This window comes from Promicromonospora xylanilytica (assembly GCF_054782895.1).
The window spans coordinates 13,869-39,062 of the sequence record NZ_BAAGRP010000018.1 but is presented as its reverse complement, the minus strand read 5'-3'; the positions used below and the strand labels follow the sequence as shown (position 1 = coordinate 39,062).

Annotated in this window: 21 protein-coding genes, 1 other RNA gene and 1 pseudogene; 10 read left to right on the top strand and 13 right to left on the bottom strand. The window is 71.9% G+C overall.

Features of this window, described 5'->3' with window-relative positions; genetic code table 11:
* Window positions 1-128: 128 nt before the first annotated feature.
* Window positions 129-2,156, top strand: coding sequence for a cytochrome P450 (locus ACYVK7_RS15890; protein WP_460888692.1), 2,028 nt, complete (start codon window positions 129-131; stop codon window positions 2,154-2,156).
* A 526-nt stretch (window positions 2,157-2,682) separates the two neighbouring features.
* Window positions 2,683-3,494, top strand: a protein-coding gene (locus tag ACYVK7_RS15885) for an IS5 family transposase (protein ID WP_460888691.1) whose coding sequence is annotated in 2 segments (ribosomal slippage) — window positions 2,683-3,022 and window positions 3,022-3,494 — 813 coding nt in all. Because the reading frame shifts where the segments join, the coding sequence is not laid out codon by codon here.
* 15 nt (window positions 3,495-3,509) lie between these two features.
* Here the strand turns inward: ACYVK7_RS15885 and rnpB are convergent.
* Both rnpB and ACYVK7_RS15875 read right to left on the bottom strand, forming a co-directional pair.
* An RNA gene (gene rnpB, locus ACYVK7_RS15880) (RNase P RNA component class A) lies at window positions 3,510-3,908 on the bottom strand.
* 41 nt (window positions 3,909-3,949) lie between these two features.
* On the bottom strand, window positions 3,950-4,075 hold the full coding sequence (locus ACYVK7_RS15875) for a hypothetical protein (RefSeq protein ID WP_460888690.1): 126 nt from the start codon (window positions 4,073-4,075) through the stop codon (window positions 3,950-3,952).
* Window positions 4,076-4,159: 84 nt separating this feature from the next.
* Between ACYVK7_RS15875 and ACYVK7_RS15870 the strand changes: the two genes are divergently transcribed.
* Window positions 4,160-4,987 (top strand): YaaA family protein, encoded by an 828-nt coding sequence (locus ACYVK7_RS15870; protein WP_460888689.1) that lies wholly within the window; start codon window positions 4,160-4,162, stop codon window positions 4,985-4,987.
* A gap of 78 nt (window positions 4,988-5,065) precedes the next feature.
* Complete coding sequence (locus ACYVK7_RS15865) at window positions 5,066-6,301, top strand: MFS transporter (protein WP_460888688.1); 1,236 nt, start codon at window positions 5,066-5,068, stop codon at window positions 6,299-6,301.
* 36 nt (window positions 6,302-6,337) lie between these two features.
* On the opposite strand, the gene ACYVK7_RS15860 is transcribed toward ACYVK7_RS15865, so the two are convergent.
* From ACYVK7_RS15860 to ACYVK7_RS15850, 3 genes are all read right to left on the bottom strand, one after another.
* Entirely contained in the window at window positions 6,338-7,090 is a 753-nt protein-coding gene (locus tag ACYVK7_RS15860) for a histidine phosphatase family protein (protein WP_460888687.1), read from the bottom strand.
* Window positions 7,087-7,845, bottom strand: a complete 759-nt coding sequence (locus ACYVK7_RS15855; RefSeq protein ID WP_460888686.1) for a zinc ribbon domain-containing protein — start codon at window positions 7,843-7,845, stop codon at window positions 7,087-7,089. Before ACYVK7_RS15855 ends, ACYVK7_RS15860 begins: the two co-directional genes overlap by 4 nt.
* 118 nt (window positions 7,846-7,963) lie before the next feature.
* Window positions 7,964-8,944 (bottom strand): Nif3-like dinuclear metal center hexameric protein, encoded by a 981-nt coding sequence (locus ACYVK7_RS15850; RefSeq protein WP_460888685.1) that lies wholly within the window; start codon window positions 8,942-8,944, stop codon window positions 7,964-7,966.
* A gap of 133 nt (window positions 8,945-9,077) precedes the next feature.
* On the opposite strand from ACYVK7_RS15850, the pseudogene ACYVK7_RS15845 reads away from it, so the two are divergent.
* A pseudogene (locus ACYVK7_RS15845) lies at window positions 9,078-9,527 on the top strand (S-ribosylhomocysteine lyase); the annotation flags it as partial.
* A gap of 137 nt (window positions 9,528-9,664) precedes the next feature.
* On the top strand, window positions 9,665-10,393 hold the full coding sequence (gene mtnN, locus ACYVK7_RS15840) for a 5'-methylthioadenosine/S-adenosylhomocysteine nucleosidase (protein ID WP_460888684.1): 729 nt from the start codon (window positions 9,665-9,667) through the stop codon (window positions 10,391-10,393).
* Here the strand turns inward: mtnN and ACYVK7_RS15835 are convergent.
* Window positions 10,362-11,300, bottom strand: coding sequence for a LysR family transcriptional regulator (locus ACYVK7_RS15835; RefSeq protein WP_460888683.1), 939 nt, complete (start codon window positions 11,298-11,300; stop codon window positions 10,362-10,364). The genes mtnN and ACYVK7_RS15835 overlap by 32 nt on opposite strands.
* A gap of 162 nt (window positions 11,301-11,462) precedes the next feature.
* On the opposite strand from ACYVK7_RS15835, the gene ACYVK7_RS15830 reads away from it, so the two are divergent.
* Complete coding sequence (locus ACYVK7_RS15830) at window positions 11,463-12,779, top strand: aspartate aminotransferase family protein (protein WP_460888682.1); 1,317 nt, start codon at window positions 11,463-11,465, stop codon at window positions 12,777-12,779.
* Here the strand turns inward: ACYVK7_RS15830 and ACYVK7_RS15825 are convergent.
* Entirely contained in the window at window positions 12,758-14,737 is a 1,980-nt protein-coding gene (locus tag ACYVK7_RS15825; protein WP_460888681.1) for a bifunctional 3'-5' exonuclease/DNA polymerase, read from the bottom strand. The genes ACYVK7_RS15830 and ACYVK7_RS15825 overlap by 22 nt on opposite strands.
* Window positions 14,738-14,966: 229 nt before the next feature.
* Between ACYVK7_RS15825 and ACYVK7_RS15820 the strand changes: the two genes are divergently transcribed.
* Window positions 14,967-16,622, top strand: coding sequence for an HNH endonuclease signature motif containing protein (locus tag ACYVK7_RS15820; RefSeq protein ID WP_460888680.1), 1,656 nt, complete (start codon window positions 14,967-14,969; stop codon window positions 16,620-16,622).
* A gap of 53 nt (window positions 16,623-16,675) precedes the next feature.
* Here ACYVK7_RS15820 and aspS read toward each other — a convergent pair whose 3' ends face one another.
* From aspS to ACYVK7_RS15800, 4 genes are all read right to left on the bottom strand, one after another.
* A complete protein-coding gene (gene aspS, locus ACYVK7_RS15815; protein WP_460888728.1) occupies window positions 16,676-17,980 on the bottom strand; it encodes an aspartate--tRNA(Asn) ligase in 1,305 nt (434 codons plus the stop codon).
* A 452-nt stretch (window positions 17,981-18,432) separates the two neighbouring features.
* The gene (locus ACYVK7_RS15810; RefSeq protein WP_460888679.1) at window positions 18,433-19,515 is read right to left on the bottom strand and encodes a hypothetical protein; all 1,083 of its coding nucleotides are present in this window, start codon (window positions 19,513-19,515) and stop codon (window positions 18,433-18,435) included.
* Window positions 19,516-19,684: 169 nt separating this feature from the next.
* Window positions 19,685-20,272 carry an NADPH-dependent F420 reductase gene (locus ACYVK7_RS15805; protein WP_460888678.1) on the bottom strand — a complete coding sequence of 196 codons (588 nt, stop codon included), beginning with the start codon at window positions 20,270-20,272 and terminating at the stop codon, window positions 19,685-19,687.
* Between the two features lie 96 nt (window positions 20,273-20,368).
* Window positions 20,369-21,247: an alpha/beta fold hydrolase gene (locus ACYVK7_RS15800; RefSeq protein ID WP_460888677.1), complete on the bottom strand. Its 879-nt coding sequence runs from the start codon at window positions 21,245-21,247 to the stop codon at window positions 20,369-20,371.
* Between the two features lie 174 nt (window positions 21,248-21,421).
* Between ACYVK7_RS15800 and ACYVK7_RS15795 the strand changes: the two genes are divergently transcribed.
* Together ACYVK7_RS15795 and ACYVK7_RS15790 are read left to right on the top strand one after the other, a co-directional pair.
* On the top strand, window positions 21,422-22,105 hold the full coding sequence (locus ACYVK7_RS15795) for a biliverdin-producing heme oxygenase (protein ID WP_460888676.1): 684 nt from the start codon (window positions 21,422-21,424) through the stop codon (window positions 22,103-22,105).
* 73 nt (window positions 22,106-22,178) lie between these two features.
* Window positions 22,179-23,915 carry an L-aspartate oxidase gene (locus ACYVK7_RS15790; RefSeq protein ID WP_460888675.1) on the top strand — a complete coding sequence of 579 codons (1,737 nt, stop codon included), beginning with the start codon at window positions 22,179-22,181 and terminating at the stop codon, window positions 23,913-23,915.
* An 85-nt stretch (window positions 23,916-24,000) separates the two neighbouring features.
* Here the strand turns inward: ACYVK7_RS15790 and ACYVK7_RS15785 are convergent, their stop codons facing one another.
* Window positions 24,001-24,681: a cytochrome b/b6 domain-containing protein gene (locus tag ACYVK7_RS15785; protein WP_460888674.1), complete on the bottom strand. Its 681-nt coding sequence runs from the start codon at window positions 24,679-24,681 to the stop codon at window positions 24,001-24,003.
* Complete coding sequence (locus ACYVK7_RS15780; protein ID WP_460888673.1) at window positions 24,671-25,003, bottom strand: hypothetical protein; 333 nt, start codon at window positions 25,001-25,003, stop codon at window positions 24,671-24,673. The genes ACYVK7_RS15785 and ACYVK7_RS15780 overlap by 11 nt, the downstream gene beginning before the upstream one ends.
* Between the last annotated feature and the right edge of the window lie 191 nt (window positions 25,004-25,194).

Below are 25,194 nucleotides of genomic sequence, written 5' to 3'. Positions count from 1 at the left end.
CGTTGTCCGTCGGTAACTAGATGGTGTCTCGGCTGAAGAAGGAGCCCCCAGTGCCTGACCACACCGGTAGATCCCTGAAGACGACAGACGCCGTCACAGCCAGTTCGGACCGCGAGTCCCGCCGCCGCGTGACCAAGCTGATCCGGCACCTGAGCACGCCCGAAGGGCGCGCCGACCCCCACGCCGTCTACGACGAGCTGCGAGCCATGGGCCCGGCGGTACGCATGCCGTGGGGAGCCTGGATCGTCACCTCGCACGGCGCGAGCCACGAGGTGCTCAGCGGATCCGGCTGGCGCACCGTGGACGCCGCCTGGCGCACCGCGCGCCAGCCGACGTGGGTGCGGCACCCGGGCCTGAAGTTCCTGCACGACTCCGCGCTCGGCACCAACCCGCCCGGGCACGCCGGGCTGCGCCGCAGCCTTGGCTCGTTCGTCTCGCCGCAGTCGGTCGCTGACCTCACACCGCAGATCGTCCAAACCGTCCACGAGTACCTCGACCGGTTCGATGCGGTGCTGCGCGCCGACGGCGAGGCGGACTTCGGGGCCCTGGTCGGCGACCGGCTGCCCATGGCGGTGCTCTGCATCGTTCTCGGGCTGCCGCGCGAGGACATCCCGCTGCTGTGCGAGATGAGCCGCATGCTCTCGAACGTGCACGACCTCGCGCCGAGCAAGGCGCGGATGGCGCAGGCCGACCGCGCGGGCAAGCTGTGGAACGCGTACTGGGAACAGCTCGTAGCCCAGCCCAGACCCCGGCTCACGGAGGACTCCCCGCTGGGAGAGTGGCTCGACACAGAGACCGACCCCGCGGTGCGCGCGGTGGCCGGCTCCCAGCTCAACGTCATGATCGAGGCGGGCCTCGAGACGACGACGTCCCTGCTGTCCGACGGCGTGGTGCAGCTCCTGCGCCGGCCCGACCAGGCCACGTGGATGCTCGAGCACCCGGAAGCCGTACACGGCGCCGTCGAGGAGCTGGTCCGCTTCGTATCGCCCGTACAGCTCATGACCCGGTACGCAGCGCAGGACACGGAGCTGCCGGGCGGCATCCCGGTGACAGCCGGGCAGATCGTGCACGCCGTGGTCGCCGCGGCCAACCACGACCCCGACGCCTACGACTCGCCGCACGACCTGAACCTCTCGCGCCCGCCCCGCCGCAACCTCGCCTTCGGCGTGGGCATGCACTACTGCCTAGGCGCGCCGCTGGCCCGTCTGGAAGCGACGACACTGTTCCCCGAGGTGCTGCAGCGGTTCGATCTCGAGTTCGCCGGGCCAGTGGGCTACGACGAGACCCTCGCCTTCCGCGGAACGCGTTCGGTGCCGGTACGGCGGCGACCCCGTCCAGCCGCGACCGCGGGTGCTGGTGCGGCGGTGGGTGCTGGTGCGGCGGTGGGTGCTGGTGAGGGCGCGTCCGCCGCCGGACCCGTCGTGGCCAACCGCGAGGACGCCGTGCTGGTGGTGACCCTCACGCGGCCCAACGGCGACAACCGGCTCGACCGAGCGACGCTGACCGCCCTGGGCGACGTGCTCACGACGCTGCCCGACGACATCGCCGCCATCGTGCTGCGCGCCGAAGGGCGCCACTTCTGCATAGGCGGCGACCTGGACGAGCTCGCCCAGCTCGCCACCAACGACCCCGACGGCTACCGGAACCTCGTCGAGCTCAGCGACGAGGTGCTGCGCGCCTGGCGCACCTGCCCGGCAGTGACAGTCGCGGCGCTGCACGGCAACGTCGCCGGAACAGGGCTCGGGCTGGCGGTCGCGAGCGACCTGCGCGTCGCCGCCGAGGACGCACGGTTCCGCGCGCCCGAGACGGTCGTCAGCATCCCGGTGGGTCCGAGCGAGGTGCTGGACCGCCTGGTCGCCGAGATCGGTTCCGGCTGGACCCGCGCGATGCTGCTGCTCGGCGATGCCATCAACGCCCAGGAGGCGCTGGAGGGCGGGCTCGTGCAATCCGTCGTCCCGACCGAGAACGTGTGGGCCGAGGCCAAGCGCCTGGCCCGGCGCATCGCCCGGCGCGACCGGGAGGCCATCCGCGTCACCAAGCAGACGATGGCCCGGCTTCCGCACGACGGTCCCGATCCGACGGAGGGCACCGACGTGTGGGAAGCACCACTAGCCCAGGCCCTGCGGCGCCGGATCACCCTTGGCAACGCGAGGTAGCGACTCCTCGTCGACGAAAGGCCGGCGGGGCCAGCGACAATGCTGGCCCCGGGACGGCGACCCGTCGACCCGGACGCCGGCAAGTTCACGTTCAAGGAGCACGCCGAGCACTGGCGGACGCTCCAGGTCCATCGCGGCAACACAGAGGACCAGGTCGACGTGGTTCTTGAGATCCGAACCTACCCACGGTTGGGACACCTGCCGCTAGCCCCGATCGACTCCGAGGACATCCAGTCGACTTCCACGATCTGCGTCACTACTACGCGAGCCCGCGCATCCGCCACGGCGCGTCCGTGAAGGCGGTTCAGGCACGACTGGCCACAAGGACGCGAGTGAGACCCTGGGCACCTACTGGTATCACCACGGCCTTCAGGCCAGGCGACCATGGCGCAACTGCGAACGTGATCTCGCGCCTGGAAGCCTCCGACTGATGCTCCGATGCAGGTCAGGGCCTTAAGACCTCGTTTCAGAATGGTCGGCGTGTCCGCTATGTCTGACCTGCGAGTTTGGGGCAGGCTGCGGGCTCGTGATCGAGGATTTGGTCCCTGACCGGCTGTGGGAGCAGGTCGCTCCGTTGCTCCCGGCGCCTCCTGCGCGGCCGTACCGACATCACGGGCGTCGGCGGGCTGATGACCGGGCGGCGCTGGCCGGGATCGTGTTCGTGCTGCGGCACGGGGTCGGCTGGCGGCAGGTCCCGCGGGACTCGCTGGGCGTCTCTGGCGTGACCTGCTGGCGCAGGCTGGCCGAGTGGACCGAGGCCGGTGTGTGGCCGCGGCTGCACGAGGCGGTTCTGGCCGAGATGCGCCGGGAAGGCCTGCTGGGGCTGGACGAGATGAGCATCGATGGCTCGCACGTGCGGGCGCTCAAAGGGGGGACCATGTCGGCCCGTCCCCGGTCGACCGTGGCCGGCCCGGGTCCAAGCACCACCTGATCGTGGACACGAACGGCACGCCGTTGCAGGTGTCGCTGACCGGCGGGAACCGGCACGACGTGACCCAGCTGCTGCCCCTGGTCGACTCCCTTCCGGCGATCCGGGGCGTGGTCGGCCGGCCACGCCGCAAACCCCGGATCCTGTATGCCGATCGCGGCTACGACTACGACAAGTACCGCCGCGAACTACGCGACCGCGGCATCACGGCGAAGATCGCTCGCCGTGGCGTCGCCCACGGCTCCGGCCTTGGCACCAAGCGGTGGGTCGTCGAACGCGGTTTCTCCTGGCTCCACCAGTTCAAACGCCTCCGTACCCGCTACGAGGTCCGCGCCGATCTCCACCTCGGACTCATGCACCTGGCCTGCGCCATCATCTGCTGGCGCAAACTCCCAGGCCGGTCATTCTGAAACGAGGTCTAAAAGCGGACGAGCCGGTCTGTACGCCGGGTTCTGTTCCCGCGCCGGGTTACCCCGGCGCGGGCGACGGTCATCCATCTAGGCCCTGCGTTGCCGCAGGGCTCGAGCGGTCTACCCGACTGTGCCTCTCCGAGGAGAGTCGGGCGGGCAGCCCTCAAACACAGTCTGTCTGACCTTGCTCCAGGTGGGGTTTACCTAGCCGCTACCGTCACCGGCAGCGCTGGTGGTCTCTTACACCACCGTTTCACCCTTACCCCAGGTCCTGAGACCTGGGGCGGTCTGTTTTCTGTGGCACTGTCCCGCGGGTCACCCCGGGTGGCTGTTAACCACCACCTTGCCCTGTGGAGCCCGGACGTTCCTCGGCGGGCGCCCGAGGGCACCCGACGCGACCGTCCGACCGACTCGTCCGCAGGTAGAAGAGTACCGCCAAGACTCCACACCGCTCGTCAGACCTCGACGCGGTAGCTCAGCGCGAGCTCGTCCCCCGACATTCCGCGGATTCCCCAGTTCTCCTTCGGGCTCTCCAGGATGACGACCTCCAGGTCCTCCGCCTCCAGCCCGAGCCGCGGCACGACGTTCGCCCCACACCGACCGGTTCCCGTACACCTTGATCTGGGCCATACGCGCTGACCCTGGCGGCGACTTAGGCTAGGCGGGTGCTCCTGCTCCTCCCGCCCTCCGAGGGCAAGACCCCCGCGCCCGACGGCGCAGCTCCCCTCGATCTGGACGCCCTGGTCCACCCGGAGCTCACCGCACGGCGCGAGCAGGTCCTGGCTGACCTCGCGCGGGTCAGCGCACGGCCCGACGCGACCTCCGTGCTCGGGGTCAGCGACGGGCTCGCCGACGAGGTGGCGCGCAACACCAGGCTCCACGCGGCGCCGTCGGCCCGCGCGGCGGAGGTCTACACGGGTGTCCTGTACGCGGCGGCCGGCCTGGCTTCGCTGCCCGACGGCGCGGCGGAGCGCGCCCAGGCGAGCGTCCTCACCTTCTCGGGGCTGTGGGGCGTCGTGGCGCCCGGCGATCGCATCCCCGCCTACCGGCTCAGCATGGGCGTCGGCCTGCCCGACGTCGGCCGCCTCGCCACGTTCTGGAAGCCCCACCTCGCCGAGGTGCTGGACGCGCGCGCCGCGGGCGACGTCGTCGTCGACTGCCGTTCCGCGACCTACGTCGCCGCCTGGAAGCCCCGGACGACGGGCGACGGCGCGGCCGAATGGGTCGAGGTGCGCGTGCTGCGGGAGACCGACGGGAAGCGGACCGTGGTGTCGCACAACGCGAAGCACACCCGCGGGGTACTGGCCGGGCACCTGCTGCGCCGGGAGCCCGAGGCGCGGACCAGCGAGGACGTGCTCAAGGCCGCACAGGAGCTCGTGGGCTCCGTGGTGCTCACCGAGATCGGGTCCGGCAAGGACCAGACGCTGATCGAGGCGAACCTGCTGGACGGGAAGCCCCGCGGCCCGCGCACGCTGGAGCTCGTGCTCGCCTGAGCGGCCCCCCGCCTTCGCTACGAGGCCCAGGGCCGAAACCCTGGCGCCGACGCCCGCCGACCGGTTGGATGACCGGTCATGACGACAAGGAGCCTGACGAGCGCCCGGGTCGCGGTGGCAGCGGCGTTCTTCGCGCAAGGCTTCGTCTTCATCGGCCTGACCACGCGGCTGCCCCGGTTCCTCGAACGCTGGGGCCTGGACGAGGTCACCCTGTCGCTGCTGCTGCTCATGATGGTGCTGCTCGCCGGCGTCGGGTCCCTGGTCGCGGAACGCGCGGCGCGGAGTGTCGGCAGCGCCCACACGCTGCGCCTCGGGCTCGCCCTGATGGTCGTCGCCGTGCCCGCGATCACGCTGGCGCCGGCGATCGGTGTGTTCGTCGGTGGGGTCGCGCTCTACGGGATCGCGCTGGGCCTGGTCGACGCCACCACGAACATGCAGGGCGTCGGCCTGGAGCACCGGTACGGCCGGCCCATCCTGCCGTCGTCCCACGGCTACTGGACCACCGGCGGAATCACCGCGGCCGTCGCGGCGCTCGCGACCGGCCACCTCTCCCCTACGGTCGCCGCGTTCGTGGCGGTGATACCCCTGGTGGTCTCCTTCGCGCCGTTCCTCCCGCACGTCGCGGCGGCGCCCGTGCCCGGAGCGCCGGCGCCGGGCCCACCCGTTCCGTGGCGTCCCATCTGGCTGGTCGGACTCGGGCTGGTCGTGTTCTACATGGTCGACACGACAGCGGCGACCTGGGGTCCCGTCTACCTCGCCCGGTCGTTCGACGCCCCCGGCAACCTGGTGGCGCTCGCGACGTTCCCCTACCTCGTGACCTCGATCGTCGTGCGGCTGTCCGGCGGCCGTCTGGTGACCCGGTTCGGCGTGGCGCCGGTGCTCCGAACCGGAGCGGTCCTCGCCTGCGGGGCGCTGGCCGTGGTGGCGCTCGCGCCGACGTGGCAGGTGGCGGTGGCGGGCTTCACGCTGCTCGGTGCCGCCGTCGCACTGGTGGCACCCCTCAGCTTCTCCGCCGCCGGGCGCATCGCCGCGGGGACGGCCGGCACCGCGGTCGACCCGCTCACCGGCACCGCGGGCGCAGCGACCCCGGAGCCCGACCGCGCCCGCACCGACGCCGTGATCGCCCGCTTCAACCAGTTCAACTACGTGGGGGCGCTGCTGGGGTCGGTGCTCACGGGGTTCGTCGGGGCGGACAACCTGCGGATCGGGTTCGCCCTGCCGGCCGTCCTGGTGCTCGCGCTCGTTCCGCTCGCCCCGGCGTTCGCGCGCGGGACGCTCACGCGCCCAGGTGACCGTGGGGTCGCTCGCCAGTAGCCGGAACCCCGGGCGCGGGCGGGAGAACGGCCCGGCTCAGCCGTCGGTCGGCACACCGGCGGCGACCACCTCGGAGGCGCCGTCCTCCCACAACCGCACCACCGACAACGACGCGGGCGGGACGCGCAGCCGCGCCCAGTGCGAGGCGGGCGCGCCCAGCGCCTGCCCGACAGCGGTCCGGATCTGCGCCACGTGACCCACCGCCACGACCGTGCGGCCCACGCCGCCGGCCAGCAGCTCGGTGAGGCCGGCCCAGACCCGCTCACCGAGCTGCGCGTACGACTCGCCGCCCGGGGGCTCGAAGGTGCCCGTCGAGCGCCACCGCACGAGCTCACCCGGCCAGCCCTGCTCGATCTCGTCCGCGGTAAGCCCCTCCCACTCCCCGTACCGGCACTCGGCGAACCTGTCCTCGGTGGTGACGTGCAGCCCGAGGCGCCGTCCGACGGCGGAGGCCGTCTCCTGGGTGCGCACGGTCGGCGACGCGACGAGCGCCGTCGGACGCGGCAGGTCGGGCCACAGGCCGCCGCTGCGCATCCCGCCCGTGGAACCCGCTCCGGTCCGCGCGGCTCGTCCGATGCGGAAGACGGCGTCGGCGGCCTGCGCGGCCTGCAGCCGGCCTCGAGCGGTCAGGGACGGCCCGGGGACATCAGACCCGGAGTATCCGCCGGCCTCCGTCAGCGGCGTCACCCCGTGCCGCAGGAGCACGACGGTGAGCGAGAGCGCGCCGTCGGGTCGTGTGGCCCGGACCAGCGGTCGCCCGCGCGGGTCTGACCCTGGCGCCTCGCTCATCCGGCGGCAGCGCCGGTCGTCGCGCCGGAGACGCGCACCAGGATCCGGCCGCACTCCTCGCAGCGCACCACGGCGTCGGGCGCCGCGTTCCTGATGGTCGCCAGGTCGCCCGGTGGGAGGTCCATGCGGCAGCCGTCGCAGCGGTTGCCGTCGAGCACCGCCGCACCCGTGCCACCCAGCTGCGTGCGGATCTTCTCGTAGAGCTTGACCAGGGCCGTGTCGAGCCCGTCGGCCGCCTTCGCGCGGTCGCCGGCGATCGCCTGGACCTGCGCGTCGATCTCGGCCCAGCCGGCGTCACGCTCGGCCTCGACCGCCGCCCGCTCCGTGACCAGCTCGTCGTTGGCGGCCTCGACCTTGGCCAGAGCATCCTCGTGCGCCTCGAGCCGCTCCATGACGTCGAGCTCGATCTCCTCCAGCGCCGCCTGGCGGGTCGCGAGCGAACCGAGCTCGTCGGTGAGCGCCACGGCGTCCTTGGCGCTGACGCCACCCTGGTCCAGCCGCTCCTGATCGCGCTGGGCGCGGTTGCGGACCTGCTCGACGTCGGACTCCGCCTTGGTGAGCTCGCGCTTGAGGTCGGCCACCCGGGTACGCGACTCGACGAGCGAGGCACGCAGGTCGGCGATGCGACCGTCGAGCTCCGTCAGCTTCGCGAGCGCGGGCAGGTTCTTGCGCTGGTGAGCGAGCTGCTGAGCGCGCGTGTCGAGCGCCTGGACGTCCAGCAGCCTGCGCTGGTCTTCGGGCGGTGCAGTTGCCACGGGAGGCGTCCTCTCGGTCGGGTTCTGGGGGCGGTCCAACGCTACCCCGCGCCCGCCCGCGCCGAATCCACCCGGCCCGTGGTCTGCCGGCGGGGCTGCGAGCTCGCGGTGCGAACTGTCAGCGCGACGGCACCTGGCCCGTCCAGGGGTCGGTCACGAGCTCGCTGACCCGGGTCTCGACCGCCAGCCCGTCGGCCGCGAGCGCCGCCGCGAGATCCTCGACGGCGTACCGCAGCCAGGGCCACTCGCTCGCGTAGTGGGCGGTGTCGACGAGGAACGGGGTGCCCGCCGGTCCGGGGGCGCCTGTCGCGCGGGCCTCGAACTCGGCCCGTTCGCGCAGCTCCGAGGCGGGGTGGTGGCGCAGGTCCGAGGTGACGTACACGTCCGCGGCGGCGGCGCGGACGGCGTCGAAGTAACCGTCGCCGGATCCGCCGAGGACGGCGGCGGTGGTCACGACGGCGTCCGGGTCGCCGGAGAACCGGATGCCCTGCGCGGTCGCCGGCAGCGCAGCGGCGACGCGGCGGGCGAAGGCGGCGAGAGTGACGGGTTCGACGAGTCTGCCGACGCGTCCGATGCCGCGGTCGGTCCCGTAGTCGGCACCATGGCCGTGGCCGTCCGTCTCGCCGGCGGCGCTCACCTCGAGCGGGCGCCGGTCGGTGATGCCGACGAGGTCGGCGAGGGCGTCCGCGACCCCCCGCGGGGCGGCGTCCGCGTTGGTGTGGGCGACGTGCAGGGCGCACCCGGCGGTGAGGAGCCGGTGCACCACCGATCCCTTGAAGGTCGTGGCGGCCACGGAGCTCACGCCCCGCAGGAACAGGGGGTGGTGCGTGACGAGCAGGTCAGCGCCCCACTCCAGGGCCTGGTCGACGACGGCGGTCACGGGGTCCACGGCGAACAGCACCTTGCGCACCGGGGTCGCGGGGTCGCCGGCGACGAGTCCGACGGCGTCCCAGCCCTCCGCCGTCGACGGCGGGTAGAGGCCGTCGAGCGCGGAGACCACCTGCGCCAGCGTGGGGTGCACGGCGGAACTGCCGGACGAGGCGCCCGGCGAGGCGGTGCCAGGGGCCGTGCCAGGGGTGGGGGTGTCGCTGCTGCTCACGCGTACAGCGTAGTGCGGGGCGGTCCGTGTGGCGCCGTTCACCGATCTGCCGCCGGCGGTGGAGCACGCCCGGTCGCACGTTCCGCGGGCACAGACGGATTAGGCTCGTACCGTGACCGAGTCAGCCCCCCGCATGAACGTCGAGTCGTTCAACCTGGACCACCGCGCCGTCGCCGCCCCGTACGTGCGGCTTGCCGACCGCAAGCAGCTCGCGGGCGGTGACGTGATCGTCAAGTACGACGTCCGGTTCACCCAGCCGAACGTCGCGCACCTCGAGATGCGGACGGTGCACTCCCTGGAGCACCTGTTCGCCGAGCACTCGCGCAACCATTCCGACGCCGTCCTGGACTTCTCCCCCATGGGCTGCCAGACCGGCTTCTACCTGATGCTGCAGGGGGAGCCCGCCTACGAGGACGTGCTCCGGCTCATCGAAGCGACGATGCGTGACATCGTCACGGCCACCGAGGTGCCCGCGGCGAACGAGGTGCAGTGCGGCTGGGGCGCGAACCACTCGCTGGCCGGCGCCCAGGAGGCGGCTTCCGTGTTCCTCTCGGCACGTGGGGTCTGGTCGCAGGTGTTCGCCGAGGGCGCGCCGGGTGACGCCTCGGCCAGCGACGCGGCCGCCCGGGATGCAGCCGCTCGTGAGGCAGCGGCTCACGACGCGGTAGCCCGCGAAGGCGCTGCCCGCCCAGGGCTCGCCGGCGACCCGGCCGCCGGGCAGTGAGCGCTCCCGCACCCGTCGCCGTCGTGCTCGTCGCGATGGACGACGAGGCCGCGCCCTTCCTCGGTCTGGCGTCCGCGGTGGGCGAGCCGGAACGTGTCGGCCTCGCCGTCCACCGGCAGATCACGCTCGCGGGCCGACCCGTCGTGCTGGTGCGCACCGGGATCGGCTTCGTCAACGCGACCGCGGCGGGCGCGAGCGCGATCCTCCGCTACGGCCCGGACGTGCCCTTGATCAGCGCGGGCAGCGCCGGCGGTCTCGCCAAGGACATCGCGGTCGGCGACGTCGTCCTGGGCGTCCGTCTCGTGAACGCGGACGCCGACGCCCGCGCCTTCGGCTACGTGCTCGGGCAGGTTCCTGGCATGCCGGAGGCGTACGACGCCGCCCCCGCGCTCGCCGACGCCGTCCGGCGGGCGGCCGCCGACGTGTCGGGGGCAGCCGACGGGTCGCTGACGCTGCGCGAGGGGATCATCGGGTCGGGCGAGAAGTTCGCCACCACCGAGCTCGCGCTGCGGCTCCGCGCGGACTTTCCCGACATGCTCGCCGTCGACATGGAGTCCGCGGCGCTGGCGCAGCTGTGCCACAACTTCGGCTCCGGCTTCGTGTCGGCGCGAGCGGTCTCGGACCTGTGCGCCCCCGACGGCACCGAGTTCCTGACCCACGTCGACGACGCGGCACTGCGTTCGGCCCAGGTCGTCACCGCGGCGATCGGTCTGCTGGCGGGCTGAGGTCCTGTCCGGCCGACCGGCCCGCGGCGGCGCGCAGCTGCTCCACGGCGCACGCGACGAGCGCGGCCTGACGCCGGTCCCCGCCGGCATGGACGACGACGCGGCGCGCGACGCGAGGGCGGACCAGCGGCTTGGCGACGAGCTCCGGGGAACGTTCGGGCACAGCCAGTCGGGGCAGCACCGTGACCCCGATCCCTGCCGCCACCAGCCGTAGCGCCGCCCGGTGGTCATCGAGCCGGGCGGCATAGCGCGGGGTGTACCCGGCGGTGCTGCACGCGCTCAGGACGATCCGCCCGATCGGGCTGTCATAGATGTCGTGGTCGATCCACGGCTGTTCCGCCAGGTCGCTGAGGCTGATCTCGGGGGCGTCGGCCAGCGGGTGCCCCACCGGCAGCACCGCGACCAGATCCTCGACGAGCAGCTCGTGACGCACGTAGCCGTCGAGACGGATCGCTGCGGCGTCCGCCGGTTCGGTACGGATGTCGAGGTCGGGCCGTCGGCGCCCGCGACCGTCCACCGGTTCGTTGAGGCTGACCTCGACGGTCAGGTTCGGCTGGAGCCGACGCACGGCGCGCACGACGTCGGGCATCCACCGCTCGGCCGCCGAGGCGAAACAGGCGATGGCCAGGTGCTGTCCCTGGCCACCCCGGAGGTCCGCCACCGCCCGCTCCAGGCGCCCGAAGTCGGCAAGGAGCGCCTGCGCCTGGTCGGCCAGCACCCGGGCGGCATCGGTGGCGGCGATACCGCGGCCCTGCTTCTCGAACAGGACCAGCCCGGTCTCCCGCGCGAGCGCGGCCATGTGCTGACTGATCGTCGCGGGCGAGTAGCTGAGGTTGCGGGCCGCCCCGTTGATCGATCCGGCCGCCAGGACCGCACGCAGGATCTCGAGCCGTCGTGGGTTGAGCATGAGGCCGACCGTAGGGCAGGACACTGCGGCGCGGCAGGGCGGACCGCGGTCGCGAACGTATGCCATGAGCGAACGGTCGACTGTATTTGTGTGCTTGTCCTGACGGTTTCGGGCGGCCGAGGATGAGGGTTGTCTGCAGCGTTTCCGCGTGGAGGGATGACCATGGACACGACGTTCTGGGCCGACGCCGACCGGCTCCTGATCCGCTACGGGCCGAGCTTCACCCCGCGGGTGATCGAGCGCGCCTCGGGCGCGTACGTCTTCGACCGTGACGGGACGCCGATCCTCGACTTCACGTCGGGTCAGATGAGCTCCATCCTCGGCCACGCGCACCCGGACATCGTGTCCACGGTGTCGAAGGCGGTCGCGTCGCTGGACCACCTCTTCAGCGGCATGCTCAGCGGTCCGGTTCTCGGGCTGGCCGGAAGACTCGCCGAGACCCTGCCGGACCCGCTCGGCAAGAGCATGCTGCTCAGCACCGGGGCCGAGGCGAACGAGGCGGCCATCAAGATGGCCAAGCTCTTCACCGGCCGCTACGAGATCGTCTCGTTCGACCGCTCGTGGCACGGCATGACCCAGGGCGCGGCCTCCGCCACGTTCTCCGCAGGGCGGCGCGGCTACGGTCCGCCCACCCCCGGCAACCTGGCCCTGCCCACCCCGAACGCCTACCGGTCGCCGTTCCGATCACCCGACGGGTCGTACGACTGGGAGGCCGAGCTGGCCTACGGCTTCGCGCTGGTCGACCAGCAGTCGGCCGGCAGCCTCGCCGCCTGCGTCGTCGAGCCGATCCTCTCCTCGGGCGGCATCATCGAGCTGCCACCTGGGTACCTACGGCGTCTGAAGGAGATGTGCGAGGAGCGCGGGATGCTGCTCGTCCTCGACGAGGCGCAGACGGGCCTGGGCAGGACCGGTGACATGTACGCGTTCGAGCGGGACGGTGTGACCCCGGACATCCTGACGCTGTCGAAGACCCTCGGCGCCGGGCTACCCGTCGCGGCTGTCGTCACGACCGCCGACATCGAACAGGTCTGCCACGACCGGGGCTTCCTCTTCTACACGACGCACGTCTCCGACCCGCTGGCGGCGGCAGTCGGGCTGACCGTGCTCGACGTCATCGAGCGAGAACGGCTCGTCGCCCGCGCCGCGACGCTGGGCGAACAGCTCGCCGCACGCCTGGAATCGCTCCGGGAGCGGTACGACGTGGTCGGCGACGTACGTGGCCGCGGTCTGCTCCAGGGCATCGAGCTGGTGCAGGACAAGCGGAGCAAGACTCCCGCTGACGCGCTGGGCAACGCCGTCACGTCGGCCTGCCTGGAACGGGGTCTGCACATGAACATCGTGCAGCTGCCGGGGATGGGCGGCATCTTCCGCATCGCACCGCCCCTCACGATCAGCGAGGACGACCTCCATGCCGGCGTGGACATCCTGGAGACCTCCCTCAAGGCCGTGCTGGATGATCAGTCCTTGGCGTCCGCGTAGCTCTCCGTCACGGCGACACTGAGCGGAAAGTCCACCGGGAAGTCGCCGAAGAGCAGGCGCCCGGCCTCGTCGGCGGCGGCGCGCACCTCCTGTGCCACGACGTCCGCCAGCGCAGCCGGTGCGTGCACTACCACCTCGTCGTGCAAGAAGAACACCAGGTGCGGCCGACGGGCGAAGGGCGCCGGCGCGAGGCCGGGCACGGAGTCGCCCGAGGCCTCGCCGACGGCCCAGAGCCGACGGCGGATGGAGGCGATCCAGCACAAAGCCCACTCCGCCGCGGTGCCCTGGACGATGAAGTTCCGGGTGAACCGCCCCCACGAGCGCGTCTGGCTGCGGGCACGCGACTGGACATCCGCGCCGGCGTCCTCGTCGAACGCGGAACCCTGGACCGCTGCCCAGGAGTCCCCGGGCAGCGGTGAGCTGCGGCCCAGACGGGTGGTCACCTTCTCCCCCCGCTCGCCGGCGCGGGCGGCCCGCTCGACGAGGTCGATCGCCTGCGGGAAGGCACGGGCGAGGCGAGGCAGCACCTGCGCGCTCACGCCCGTGGTGCCCCCGTACATCGCACCGAGCATGCCCACCTTCGCGTGCTCACGGGAGTCGACGACACCCGCCGCGACGATCCCCGCGTACATGTCGGTGTTCGCGCCGTCCTTGGTGCGGCCCGCCGCCGCCATGCGCTCGTCCCGGGCGAGCGCGGCCAGCACACGTGGCTCGAGCTGCGCCGCGTCGGCGACGACGAAGGTCCAGCCCGGATCCGCGACGACAGCGCGCCGCACGTTGTGCGGCAGCTGCAGGGCGCCGCCGCCGGTGCTCGCCCACCGCCCGGTCACCACCCCGCCGACCACGTACTCCATCCGGAACCGGCCGTCAGGCGCCCAGGTGTCGAGCCAGTTCCAGCCGTTCGCCGTGTAGAGGCGGTACAGACCCTTGTACTCCAGGAGCGGTGCGATCACCGGATGGTCGAGCTTCTCCAGCTCCCACTTGCGCAGGCTCCTGGCGCCGACACCCGCGTACTCCATGGCGCGCAGCAGGTCAGGATGCGAGTCGGGATTGAGCGTCGGCGGGGCATCGATGGCGCTCCGGATCCGGTTGGCCAGGTCCTCGAGCTTCGCCGGCCGGGCACCCGGCCGCGGACGCGGACCCAGTGCCTCCGTGAGGATCTGGTCGTGGATGTCGCCGCGCCACGGAAGACCGGCGTGATGCATCTCGGCAGCAGCGAGCGCCCCGGCCGACTCCGCCGCGAGCAGGAGCCGCAGGCGGCCGGGGTCGGTGCTGTCCTTGATCGCGAGCAGCTGTGCGGTCAGCTCGGCGGCGGGGTCGAGGGCGTTGGTGGGGTGGAGGGCGTTGATGGGGTGGAGGGCGTCCTGAGGTCCGGGGTGGTCCTGGCCTGATCCGGCCGCACTGGTCACGGTCGGAGTCGTCACGGTCGGACTGGTCACGGTCGGACTGGTGCCGGCGGAGCTGGGTACATCGGGGCCAGGTCCAGCCGGGCCAGGTCCAGGAAGGCGACGCTCGTCTGCTCGGCGGGCACTACCCGAACACCGCGGTGCGGTGATCTCGCCGAGGTCGAAGAGCGGTTCGGCACCCGGGTGCCTGTCGTGAGGCACCAGCGCGGCCGCCGTCGGGCCGCCGGGTGGTGGTACCGGTGCGAGACCGTCCCACGGCGTCGGGCCCGACTCGGCGAGTGCGGTGCGCGCCGACAGGGCCGACGCGCGGAGTACCGCGTGCGCGAGCCGCAGGTCGTGCGCCCGGTCGACCCGGATGCCGTCAGCGAGCAGCATGGGATACCACTTGTTGGTGTCGTCCCACGTCCACCGCGTGTGGTCCACCTCGGCCTCGGTCACCGCGTGCGCCAGCTCGGCCGCCTGGACGACCTGCTGCTGCCCCTGTGGCGCGCCCCCGTCGGACACCGGCTGGAGGCCGACGCCCGAGCCCTCTTCTGAGACGACCGTGTGCATGGGCTCAGTCTGCCGTGGACCACTGACACTCCACGTGACGCTCGACGTGACGCTCGACGTGACACCCGGTGCGACCGGCCGGCCGGTCGCACCGGTCGGCACGGTGGCGGGCTCACCCGTCACGGACGGTTATCCACAGATTTCAAATCTGCCTCGCAGTGGGTACGTCTGTTCGATACGGTCGCTACTGCCGGCACACCGCCGGCACGAGACCTTGGGGGTGAGCCGAATGGTGCTGACACAACCGGACCCGGGCGCGCCGACCGGCTCCCGCTCGCTTGAAGACGTCGTCGCGGATCTCGAGTCCCTGACCCGCGAGCTCATCGACGTGGCGGGCCCGACTGCGCTGAGCAGCGACGCCCTCGGCAGTGGTTCTGGGATCGGCTCTCGCCTGACTGTCACATCCCCTCTGCTGCGCACCCTGTCCGCACAACTGGACGTGCTCCGGATGACCTGGTTGTACCGGATCGAGGCCGACGGGATGTGGGCGCTCGACGGTTCGCGCACGTTCCGGACGTGGCTCGCTCGCCGGGAGAAGGTCACACTGCGCACGGCGTCCAGAGAGGTCCGTACGGCCGAGCGCCTGCTGGAGCACCTGCCGGCCACGCTCGCTGCCGCCCTCAGCGGACGGCTCGGTATGGACCAGGTGCGGACGATGGTCGACGTCGGCCCGACGTCCGAAGAACGACGCAGGGCGCTGCTGACTCCGGTGGACGTCACCGCCGCGGACGTCACGCCGTCCGACCCGACACCGTCCGACCCGACACCACCCGAGGTCAATACCTCCGACGGCAACGGCCCGGAGACCGGTGACGACGCCCCTGGCGACGATTCAGGGGAACCCGTCGGGGGCTCCGCCGACGGCACCGAGGACGGCACCGCCGACGGCGGCGAGACCGCCGCGCCCGGACCGACCGGCGAGGAGCTGCTGCTCGACCTGGCCGACCAGCACGGGCCTCTCGTCTTCCGACGGTTCGTGGACCGGTTCGCCCGGGTCGCCGACCCCGCGTCCGACGAACGTGGCTACAAACAGGCCTCCGAGCGGGAGCACCTCGACGTGGCCAAGACCTTCGGCGGCTATCACGTCGAGGGCTTCCTTACCGATGAACACGGTGAGGCCCTCCGTGCGGCCATGGACTCCGTCATGGGTGCACCCACGCCGGGCGACGACCGCACACCCACGCAGCGACGCGCCCAGGCGCTCGCTGACCTCGCTCGCACGGCGCTCGACAACGGAGCTACCGGGACCGGCGCCGCAGTACGACCGCACGTCACCGTCACCATCTCCTGGACGGAGCTCACCCGGCTGACCACTGCGTTCGCTGCCCGCGACGGTGCAGGTCCCGGGAACGGCACCACGGACCGAACGGGAGACGAGCCCCGCGCCGACCGCCTGTTCGACACGCCGACAAGCCTCACGGACGTCACGGCGGCGCCGGCACGGTTCGGCATCTCCTCGTCGCTCGTTCCGACCGCCACACTGCGACGTCTGCTGTGCGACTCCGCGGTGACACGCGTGGTCTTCGGGCCTGACGGGCAGGTTCTCGACGTCGGGCGATCACAGCGCACCGTCAACGGACAGATGCGCCGTGCCGTGATCGCTCGGGACAAGCACTGCGTCTATACCGACTGCACGCAGCCAGCCGGACACTGCGAGGTCCACCACGCCGAACGTCATTGGGCCGACGGTGGGGAGACCAGCGTCCGAAATTCCGCCTTGCTGTGCTACCACCACCACGACCTGGTCGACACCACCGGTATCACCATGCGCTGGACGGGGAACCCCGGCGGCGAACGGCACTCCGGCTGGACCCTCACCGACCGGCACGGCCGCGTGATCACCTCGGCCGGCTCCCTTCCGGATGCGGCCAGGCGCGCGGCATGACCGCACCCGGGCTGAGCCTCCACGGCACGGTGCTCCTGTCCCTGGTCAGCACGCTAAGGCGCCAGGCGGTGCAGGTCCCGCGGGAACGGCGTCACCTCCCGGACGTTGGCCGCCCCGACCAGGCGCGCCACCCAGCGCTCCAGCCCGATCGCGAACCCGCCGTGCGGCGGCATCCCGTGCCGGAACGCCGCCAGGTACGAGGCGTAGGCCGCCGGGTCCTCGCCCCGCGCCTCGATCGCCGCGACGTAGTCGGCGTACCGGTGCAGACGTTGTCCTCCGGTGACCAGCTCCAGCCCGCGGAACAGCAGGTCGAAGCTGTTGCTCCACCGCGCCTCCCCGGGTGCGGTGTCCGTACCCGTACCCGGGCCCGTTCGGGCAGGACGGGCGAACGGGTGCGTGTAGAACGGCCGCTTCGCCATGGGGTAGCCCTCCACGGCGACGAACTCCGACCCGTGCTCGGCCCTCGCCCACTCACCCAGTGCGCGTTCGTGCTCCGGTGCAAGGTCCGGTTCGTCGGACGGCGCGCCGACGAGCGCCAGGGCGTCGGCGAAGTGGATCACGGGGATCTCCGCGGGGACCTCAGGCACCTCGATGGCGAGCCGTTCGGCGGCGCCGGAGGCGCGTACGGCGTCGGCCATCCCGGCGAGCACCTCACGCAGCACGGCGAGCACGTCGCGATGGTCGCGCACGAACCCGAGCTCGACGTCGAGCGAGCGGTACTCCGCCAGGTGCCGCACGGTGTCGTGCGGCTCGGCCCGGAAGACCGGACCCACCTCGTAGACGCGCTCGAGCACGCCGACCATCTGCTGCTTGTAGAACTGCGGCGACTGCGCCAGGTACGCAGGCCGGCCGAAGTAGTCGACCTCGAAGACGTTCGCCCCGGACTCCGTGGCCGTGCCGACCAGCTTGGGGGTGCAGATCTCCGTGAAGCCGGCCGCGTCGAGCGTGGACCGGAACGCGCCCAGGCTCGTCGCCGCGACCTCCCAGCGTGCCCTCTGCGCCGGATGGCGCCATGCGACCGCCGCGTGGTCGAGGAGGGTCGGTAGCGCGGCCTGCAGCGTTGGCCGCCACAGCTCGACCGGTGGAGTTTCCGCCGCATCGGTGAGCGGCGTGATCACGGGTTCCGTCACCTCGACGCCGCCAGGGGCCTGCGAGTTGGCGGTGACCGTTCCGGTCACCTCCACGGTGGTCTCCTCGGGCGGAACCGTCCCCGCGCCCGCACGCACCACGATCTGGGCAAGGCCGGTACGGTCACGCAGCACGAGGAACGTCACGGTCGCGAGCTCGCGACGCCGGTGGACCCAGCCCTGCAGGCGCACCGCCGATCCGGCGGGCACAGCAGCAAGGTCGTGCGCCAGGGTTCGGACGACGGCGCCCGCCGGTCCGCCCGACGCAGCACCCGCGGCTGCGGGTACTGGTGCAGGTGCAGCTGCGGGTGCGGGTGCGCCGATGCCCGTCTCGGACGTGGCCGGCGATGACAGAGGTGACGGCGAAGGTGACGGCGTACGTGACGGCAAAGGTGGTCTCATCATTCCTCCTTCAGAGCGAAGGCCCTGGAGGAGCGGGCGGGGGCTAGGTCGCGGTGCCACCACTCCTTTGCCGGGAGATCCCGGCCTCTCGTCGGTACGCCGCACGCGCGGGCCGAGCGTTCGCCCGGTGGTGCCAGGCCGAGGGTCGTCACGCCTCACGTTCGCCACCACGAACGTTATGCCCGACGGCGGGGCGTTCGCCACACCATTGACGAGCCGGACACGACGGCGGGGCCCCGACCTCAGTCGGGACCCCGCCGAGAGTGCCGGCCGAAGGCTGCTCAGCCCCAGCCCTGCTCGTTCTGCTGCTCGCCACCCTGCTCCTGCGAGCCGTACTGGCCACCCTGCTCGCCCTGACCACCCTGCTCCTCAGCGCCGAACTCGGACCCGCCCTGGGACGAGCCCTCACCCTGGCCGTACTCGCCCTGCGAGGAGCCACCGCTCTGCCCGTAGGAACCGCCCTCCGACGAACCCTCGCCCTGTCCGTAGGACTCCGACGAACCGGACTGTCCGCCTGACGACTCCCCGTACGAGGAACCCCCCGACTGCTCCGTCTGGCCGTACGACGACCCCTGGGACTCGCCGCCCCCGCCCTGCCCGTACGAACCGCCCTCCGACGAACCCTCGCCCTGTCCGTAGGACTCCGACGAACCGGACTGTCCGCCTGACGACTCCCCGTACGAGGAACCCCCCGACTGCTCCGTCTGGCCGTACGACGACCCCTGGGACTCGCCGCCCCCGCCCTGCCCGTACGAACCGCCCTCCGACGAACCCTCGCCCTGTCCGTAGGACTCCGACGAACCGGACTGTCCGCCTGACGACTCCCCGTACGAGGAACCCCCCGACTGCTCCGTCTGGCCGTACGACGACCCCTGGGACTCGCCGCCCCCGCCCTGCCCGTACGAACCGCCCTCCGACGAACCCTCGCCCTGTCCGTAGGACTCCGACGAACCGGACTGTCCGCCTGACGACTCCCCGTACGAGGAACCCCCCGACTGCTCCGTCTGGCCGTACGACGACCCCTGGGACTCGCCGCCCCCGCCCTGCCCGTACGAACCGCCCTCGGACGAGCCCTCGCTCTGCCCGTACGACTCACCCTGGGACGACGACTCGCCCTGCCCGTAGGAACCACCCTCGGAGGACGACCCACCCTGGCCGTACCCGGACGACTCCGACGACTCCGACTGGCCGTACGACGAACCCTCCGAGCCCTGCTGCGACTCGCCGTACGACGAACCCTCGCCGCTCTGCGTCCCACCCTGCGAGCCGTAGCCCTCGGACGTGTTCTCGTTCGAGCCGAACTCCGACGTCGACTCCTGGCCCTGCTGGCCGCCCTGCTCGGGCTGCCCGTAGTTCTCAGTCATGACTGCTCCTCGCATACGTGGCGTACGTGCGCGGAGGTGTGCTGAAGTGCATCCCCCTGCGGGACCGGGTGAAAACCCGCGCCCAAATGCAACGTACCCACGCCACAGAGGGACCGCCACAGGTACCCGGAACTACCGCCGTGTAAGCCGGAAGCCCTCGCTGCCCGGGTCAGCGCACCACCGCGAACCCTCCGGTCCACGGCACAGCGTCACCCAGCGCGAGACCGAGCTGCAGGAACCCCACGGCCTCCAGCTCCCTGGCACGAGCCAGCGGTCCGACGTCGATGCCACGCGCCCCCGAGGCCTCGACCACGTCGAGCACCGACGACTTCGCGTCGACGTCGTCCCCGGCGGCGAGGACCGTCAGCGGCACCGGAGCCGCGTCGTGGGCCGTGAGCTCACCGGACGTGACCGTCGCGGCGAAGCTGGTGTTGAAGGCCTTCAGCACACGCGACTGGGGCAGTCGCGTGCTCAGCTCGGCGGCGGCGCTGCCCGCCCGGATCTCCCGGCGGCGACCATCGGCCAGGTCCACGGGATTCGTGATGTCCACGACGACCTTGCCGGCGAGCTGGTCGACGTACCGCGCCGCGACGTCGCCCAGCGCCTCGTACGGCACGGCGAGCACGACGACGTCGCCCGTGAAGGTCTCGACACGCTCACCGTGCGCCACGCTCTGCACCGGGGCACCGCCGCGCGCGGCCAGCGCCGAGATGGCGGTACCCATGTTCCCCGTGCCGATGATCGTGAAGCCCCTCATGGCCCCAGGCTCACACGAGGCAGCGCCACCCGCAGGCGACCGTCACCCGCGACCGATCTGTCACCCGCGACCGATCCGTCCCCCGCAATCGATCTGTCACCCGCAATCGATCCACTGCCGCACGGCCTGCCCCACGGTGGCGGCATCCTCCAGGGGGGCCAGGTGGCCCCGCCCCGGGAGGTCCACCACCTCGGGGTCTCCGGGAAGCGCCGCCCTGAGCCGCGCGGCCTGCTCGAACGGGATCCACGGGTCGTCGACGCCCCAGCCGATCCGCACCGGGCAGCGCACCTGGTCGAGCCGGTCGACGATCGGCGCGGTGTGGTCGGGCGAGAGCTGGGCGATCTGGCGGTAGAACGCGGCCTGCCCGGCCTCGTCGAGCCAGGGCTGCGCGAGCGCCTCGACGACGTCGTCGGACAGGTGATGGTTCGCCGCGCCTGCGATGTACTCCCGGACGAGAGCCGCGTGCAGTGGGCCGGGCACCGCCGCGAAGACTGCCTCATGCTGGGCCACGAGCCGGAAGAACGGCGACCCCCACGGGTCCAGCGTCACGATGTCGAGCAGGAACAGGCTCGCGACCTCGACGCCTTCCAGGAGGTGCGCGCCCAGCGCCACGGCTCCCCCGATGTCGTGGGCCGCCACGTGCGGCCGGTCCAGCGACCAGTGGCCCAGCAGCGCCGCGAACCGCTGCCGCTGGGCGACGAGGTCCACCGGGTGGGTCGGCTCCTTGGGTGACGCGCCGTACCCGGGCATGTCCCAGAGGAACACGCGATGGTCCTCGCTGAGGGCACGGGCGACGGGCGCCCACACGTGCGCCGACCACGGGGTGCCGTGGCAGAGCACGACGTCGCCGACCGGTGCCCGGCCCGCCGGTTCGAGCACGTAGGTGGCGACGCGGGCGCCGTCGGTGCCGTCGAGGTCGACGAAGTCGGGTGCGGGCAGGGTCGGCCGGTCTGCGGCAGGCTCTGGAGCAGGCATGCGCCGACGGTAGGTCGTCACACGCGGTCGGTCCACAACGGGCCGGTGCCGAAGGGGAGGAGCAACGAGGAGCATGACGGCTCGGCCAGAGGTTAGGTTCTCCTTACCTGGTTGCTATGCTCGCCACGTGATGACATGTTGTCAGCACCTTGCCCCCGCTTCGGAGGAGAGTCCATGAGCCTGGCCGTCGAGGAAGACATCCCGCTGTCCGCCCTGCTCCGCGAGGGAACGCGCGCCGACCACGGCGCCGCCAACTCCGAGGACTTCATCGAGAAGCTTCTATCCGGCGCGCTGGACCGGGCCGCCTACGCCGACCTCTCGGCTCAGCTTCTCGTGGTCTACGAGGCGCTCGAGGAGGCCAGCGCCGTCGTGCGTGACGGGCGCGGCGCCGGCCTCGTCTTCAACGAGCTCACGCGGGTGCCGGCGATCGAACAGGACCTCTCCTTCCTGTACGGGCCCTCCTGGCGCGAGAAGATCCGCATCCTGCCGGCGACCAGGGAGTACGCGGACCGTGTGCGCGAGGTCAGCGGCAGCCTGCCGCACTATGCCGCACACTCCTACACCCGCTACCTGGGCGACCTGTCGGGCGGACAGATCGTCAAGCGCATGATGAAGCAGCACTACGGCCTGGACGGCGACGGGGTGGCCTTCTACACCTTCCCGGACATCCCCAAGGTCAAGGTGTTCAAGGACGCGTACCGCGGTCAGCTCGACGACCTGGCCCTGGACACCGACGAGGTGGCCACCACGCTCGCCGAGGCGCACCATGCTTTCCACCTCAACCGCGTCGTCTTCGCCGCGCTGGCGGAGATCCACTGCGGAGCCGACCTGACCGAGCCGACCCTGCCCGCCCGATGACCCATCTCACATGATGAGAATCCACACAGCCTGAACCTGTCACGGATCGCGCCTTCCGGTGGTCGGATTGAGTATGAACATCACCGAACGTCGGATCTCAACGACAGTGCTGGTCATCGGGACGGGCGGGTCAGGGCTTCGTGCCGCGATCGAGCTCGCAGAACAGGGTGTCGATGTGCTGGCGCTGGGCAAGCGGCCGCGTATGGACGCCCATACCTCACTGGCCGCGGGCGGGATCAACGCGGCACTCGGCACGATGGATGCTGAGGACTCCTGGCAGCAGCATGCCGCCGACACGATCAAGGAGAGCTACGGTCTGGCCAACCCGCACACGGCCCAGATCGTCGCGCAGGGCGCCGGCCAGGGAATCGCCGACCTCGAGCGGTACGGCATGGCCTTCGCCCGGGAGGACGACGGCCGCATCTCGCAACGGTTCTTCGGCGCCCACACCTACCGCCGAACCGCGTTCGCCGGCGACTACACCGGCCTGGAGATCCAGCGCTCCCTCGTGAACCGGGCAGCTCAGCTCGACATCCCGATCCTCGACTCCCTCTACATCACGCGCATCCTGGTACACGACGGCGTCGTGTTCGGCGCGTACGGGTTCGACCTGACCGACGGCACGCCGCACCTGATCCACGCCGACGCCGTGATCCTGGCCGCGGGCGGCCACAACCGGATCTGGCGGCGCACCTCCTCCCGCCGCGACGAGAACACCGGCGACTCGTTCCGCCTCGCCGTCGAGGCCGGAGCACGCCTGCGCGACCCGGAACTCGTCCAGTTCCACCCCTCCGGCATCCTCGAACCCGAGAACGCCGCCGGCACCCTGATCTCCGAGGCAGCGCGCGGCGAGGGCGGCATCCTGCGCAACGCCCTGGGCGAACGCTTCATGCGCAACTACGACCCCGAGCGGATGGAGCTGTCCACCCGCGACCGGGTCGCCCTGGCCGCCTACACCGAGATCAAGGAAGGGCGGGGCACCGAGAACGGTGGCGTGTGGCTCGACGTGTCCCACCTGCCGCGCGAGACGATCATGTCCCGCCTGCCGCGCGTCTACCAGACCATGCTCGAGCTGCAGATGCTCGACATCACCGCCGAGCCCATCGAGATCGCCCCCACCGCCCACTACTCCATGGGCGGCGTCTGGGTCCGACCCGAGGACCACAGCACTGAAGTCGACGGCCTGTACGCCATCGGTGAGGCATCTTCCGGCCTGCACGGCGCCAACCGGCTCGGTGGCAACTCCCTGATCGAGCTGCTCGTGTTCGGCCGGATCGTCGGCCGGGCCGCCGCGGCCTACTCGGCAGGCCTGGAGACGCAGCGCCGGTCGCACGACGCCGAGGCCCAGGCCCGCGCCGAGATCGCCGACCTCCTGGCCGCCGACGGGCACGAGAACGTACGCGCCCTGCAACGCGCAGTACGCAACACGATGACCGAGCACGCCGGCGTCGTACGGGACGAACAAGGCCTGATCGCGGGCCTGCGGGAGCTCGACGAGATCGAGGTACGCGCCAAGGACGTCGGCATCCACCCCGACATCGCCGGATTCAGCGACCTCGCGCACGCCTTCGACCTCAAGGCGTCACTCATCGCGGCACGAGCCACGCTCGAGGCCGCCCGCGAACGCCGCGAGACCCGCGGCTGCCACAACCGCTCGGACTACCCCGACCTCGACCCCGCCCTGCAGGTCAACCTGGTCTGGTCCCCGCGCACGGGTGTGGTCCGTGAGGAGATCCCGGAGGTCCCCGAGGAGATCGCAGCCCTGATCCGGGCAGAGGAGACCTCGACGGAGGGCAAGCTGGTCGAATGACCCACCACTGACAGCCTCGTTGAGTGCGGGATATCTGCCCTCCTGGCGGTCCAGGGAGGGCAGATACCCCGCACTCAACGGGCGATCAGTTCGGGTGGCGGTTCGTCCAGGTCGGCCAGACCCGGGCGGCGTCCGCGCGGCGGAGGTGGCCGCCCAGGTGCATGGCTCGCCAGACACCGCGGTAGCCGGGCAGGATCCCGGACGCGATGATCACATGGCCGACGACGACGGGCGTCACCAGGTACGTGGCCCACCGGTGCACCAGCAGGAACCAGACGAACGCCGGGCCGCCGCTGACCAGCGCCAGCCCGACGCCTGAGACGACGAGGGCGAGCAGCGTCACGACGAGCACCAGGTTGGCGATGCGCTGCCCGGGGTCGAACCGGCCCTCGTGCCGCGCGAACCGACCGGTGAGGACCGCGGCCGGCCAGCGCCGGAACCAGGCGGCGTCGCCGCGGTCGAACCGGACGGAGTCCCGCCAGAAGGTGCGCCACCCCCGCGCGCCGACGGCAGCGGCCAGCACCGTCAGCCCCGCAAGGACCCAGCCGGTGGCGGTGTGCAGCTCGGCATCCGAGGCCCCAGTGGTGCGCGCGAGCACGCTCGGGCTGCCCTCCTGGCCCAGCTCCAGCCACCACCCCGTGGCCAGGAGCACGAGGACCGTCACGTAGACACCGGCGTGGAACCAGCGGGCCGGCCGGCGGTTGCGCTCGACGATGCCCGCCAGCTCGGCGCCCTTCGGCTCGGCGCCCCTCGGCTCAGTAGCCATCGCTGGTGTCGGTGTCGCCGCCGGTATCGCTCTCCGTGCCGCCGGCGCCGACGGTCACCGTGACCTCGGCCTCCACCCCGGCGGGCGAGTGGTCGGCGTTGCGCAGCGACGCGTTGACCACGTGCTCGCCCTCCGGCAGGTCGGTGATCTCGACGCTGTCGCTCTCGACCACCTGGTACTCCTGGTCGTCGCCGTCGAAGAAGACGTGGACGTGGTGGGCGCCGGAGTCCGTCGGGCCGAGCTCCTCGCTGGAGGCGAGCTCGACGGTGAAGGGCACCTCGACGGTGTCGCCGTCCTGCGGCGAGGTGATCTCGAGGGTCATGCCGCCTCCCTCCGCATCGCCACCAACGCCGGGCCCACCCCCGTAGCCACCACCGGTCCCGCCGTCTCCCCCACCGCAGCCCGCTGCGAGCAGGACGGTCAGTGCCGCTCCGGCGACGAGCCTCGCTCCTCGTGGTCTGTGCCCGCGTAGTCTGAACATGGTTCCTCCTCGTCCGGTCCCAGTTCCGGTCC

What these genes read in the sequence shown, in the direction of transcription:
- ACYVK7_RS15865 (WP_460888688.1), top strand. Translation starts at nt 5,066, where the DNA reads ATGACGACAAGGAGCCTGACGAGCGCCCGGGTCGCGGTGGCAGCGGCG.
- ACYVK7_RS15860 (WP_460888687.1), bottom strand. Translation starts at nt 7,090, where the DNA reads ATGAGCGAGGCGCCAGGGTCAGACCCGCGCGGGCGACCGCTGGTCCGG.
- ACYVK7_RS15835 (WP_460888683.1), bottom strand. Translation starts at nt 11,300, where the DNA reads ATGCTCAACCCACGACGGCTCGAGATCCTGCGTGCGGTCCTGGCGGCC.
- ACYVK7_RS15830 (WP_460888682.1), top strand. Translation starts at nt 11,463, where the DNA reads ATGGACACGACGTTCTGGGCCGACGCCGACCGGCTCCTGATCCGCTAC.
- ACYVK7_RS15825 (WP_460888681.1), bottom strand. Translation starts at nt 14,737, where the DNA reads ATGCACACGGTCGTCTCAGAAGAGGGCTCGGGCGTCGGCCTCCAGCCG.
- ACYVK7_RS15820 (WP_460888680.1), top strand. Translation starts at nt 14,967, where the DNA reads ATGGTGCTGACACAACCGGACCCGGGCGCGCCGACCGGCTCCCGCTCG.
- ACYVK7_RS15810 (WP_460888679.1), bottom strand. Translation starts at nt 19,515, where the DNA reads ATGACTGAGAACTACGGGCAGCCCGAGCAGGGCGGCCAGCAGGGCCAG.
- ACYVK7_RS15805 (WP_460888678.1), bottom strand. Translation starts at nt 20,272, where the DNA reads ATGAGGGGCTTCACGATCATCGGCACGGGGAACATGGGTACCGCCATC.
- ACYVK7_RS15800 (WP_460888677.1), bottom strand. Translation starts at nt 21,247, where the DNA reads ATGCCTGCTCCAGAGCCTGCCGCAGACCGGCCGACCCTGCCCGCACCC.
- ACYVK7_RS15795 (WP_460888676.1), top strand. Translation starts at nt 21,422, where the DNA reads ATGAGCCTGGCCGTCGAGGAAGACATCCCGCTGTCCGCCCTGCTCCGC.
- ACYVK7_RS15790 (WP_460888675.1), top strand. Translation starts at nt 22,179, where the DNA reads ATGAACATCACCGAACGTCGGATCTCAACGACAGTGCTGGTCATCGGG.
- ACYVK7_RS15785 (WP_460888674.1), bottom strand. Translation starts at nt 24,681, where the DNA reads ATGGCTACTGAGCCGAGGGGCGCCGAGCCGAAGGGCGCCGAGCTGGCG.
- ACYVK7_RS15780 (WP_460888673.1), bottom strand. Translation starts at nt 25,003, where the DNA reads ATGACCCTCGAGATCACCTCGCCGCAGGACGGCGACACCGTCGAGGTG.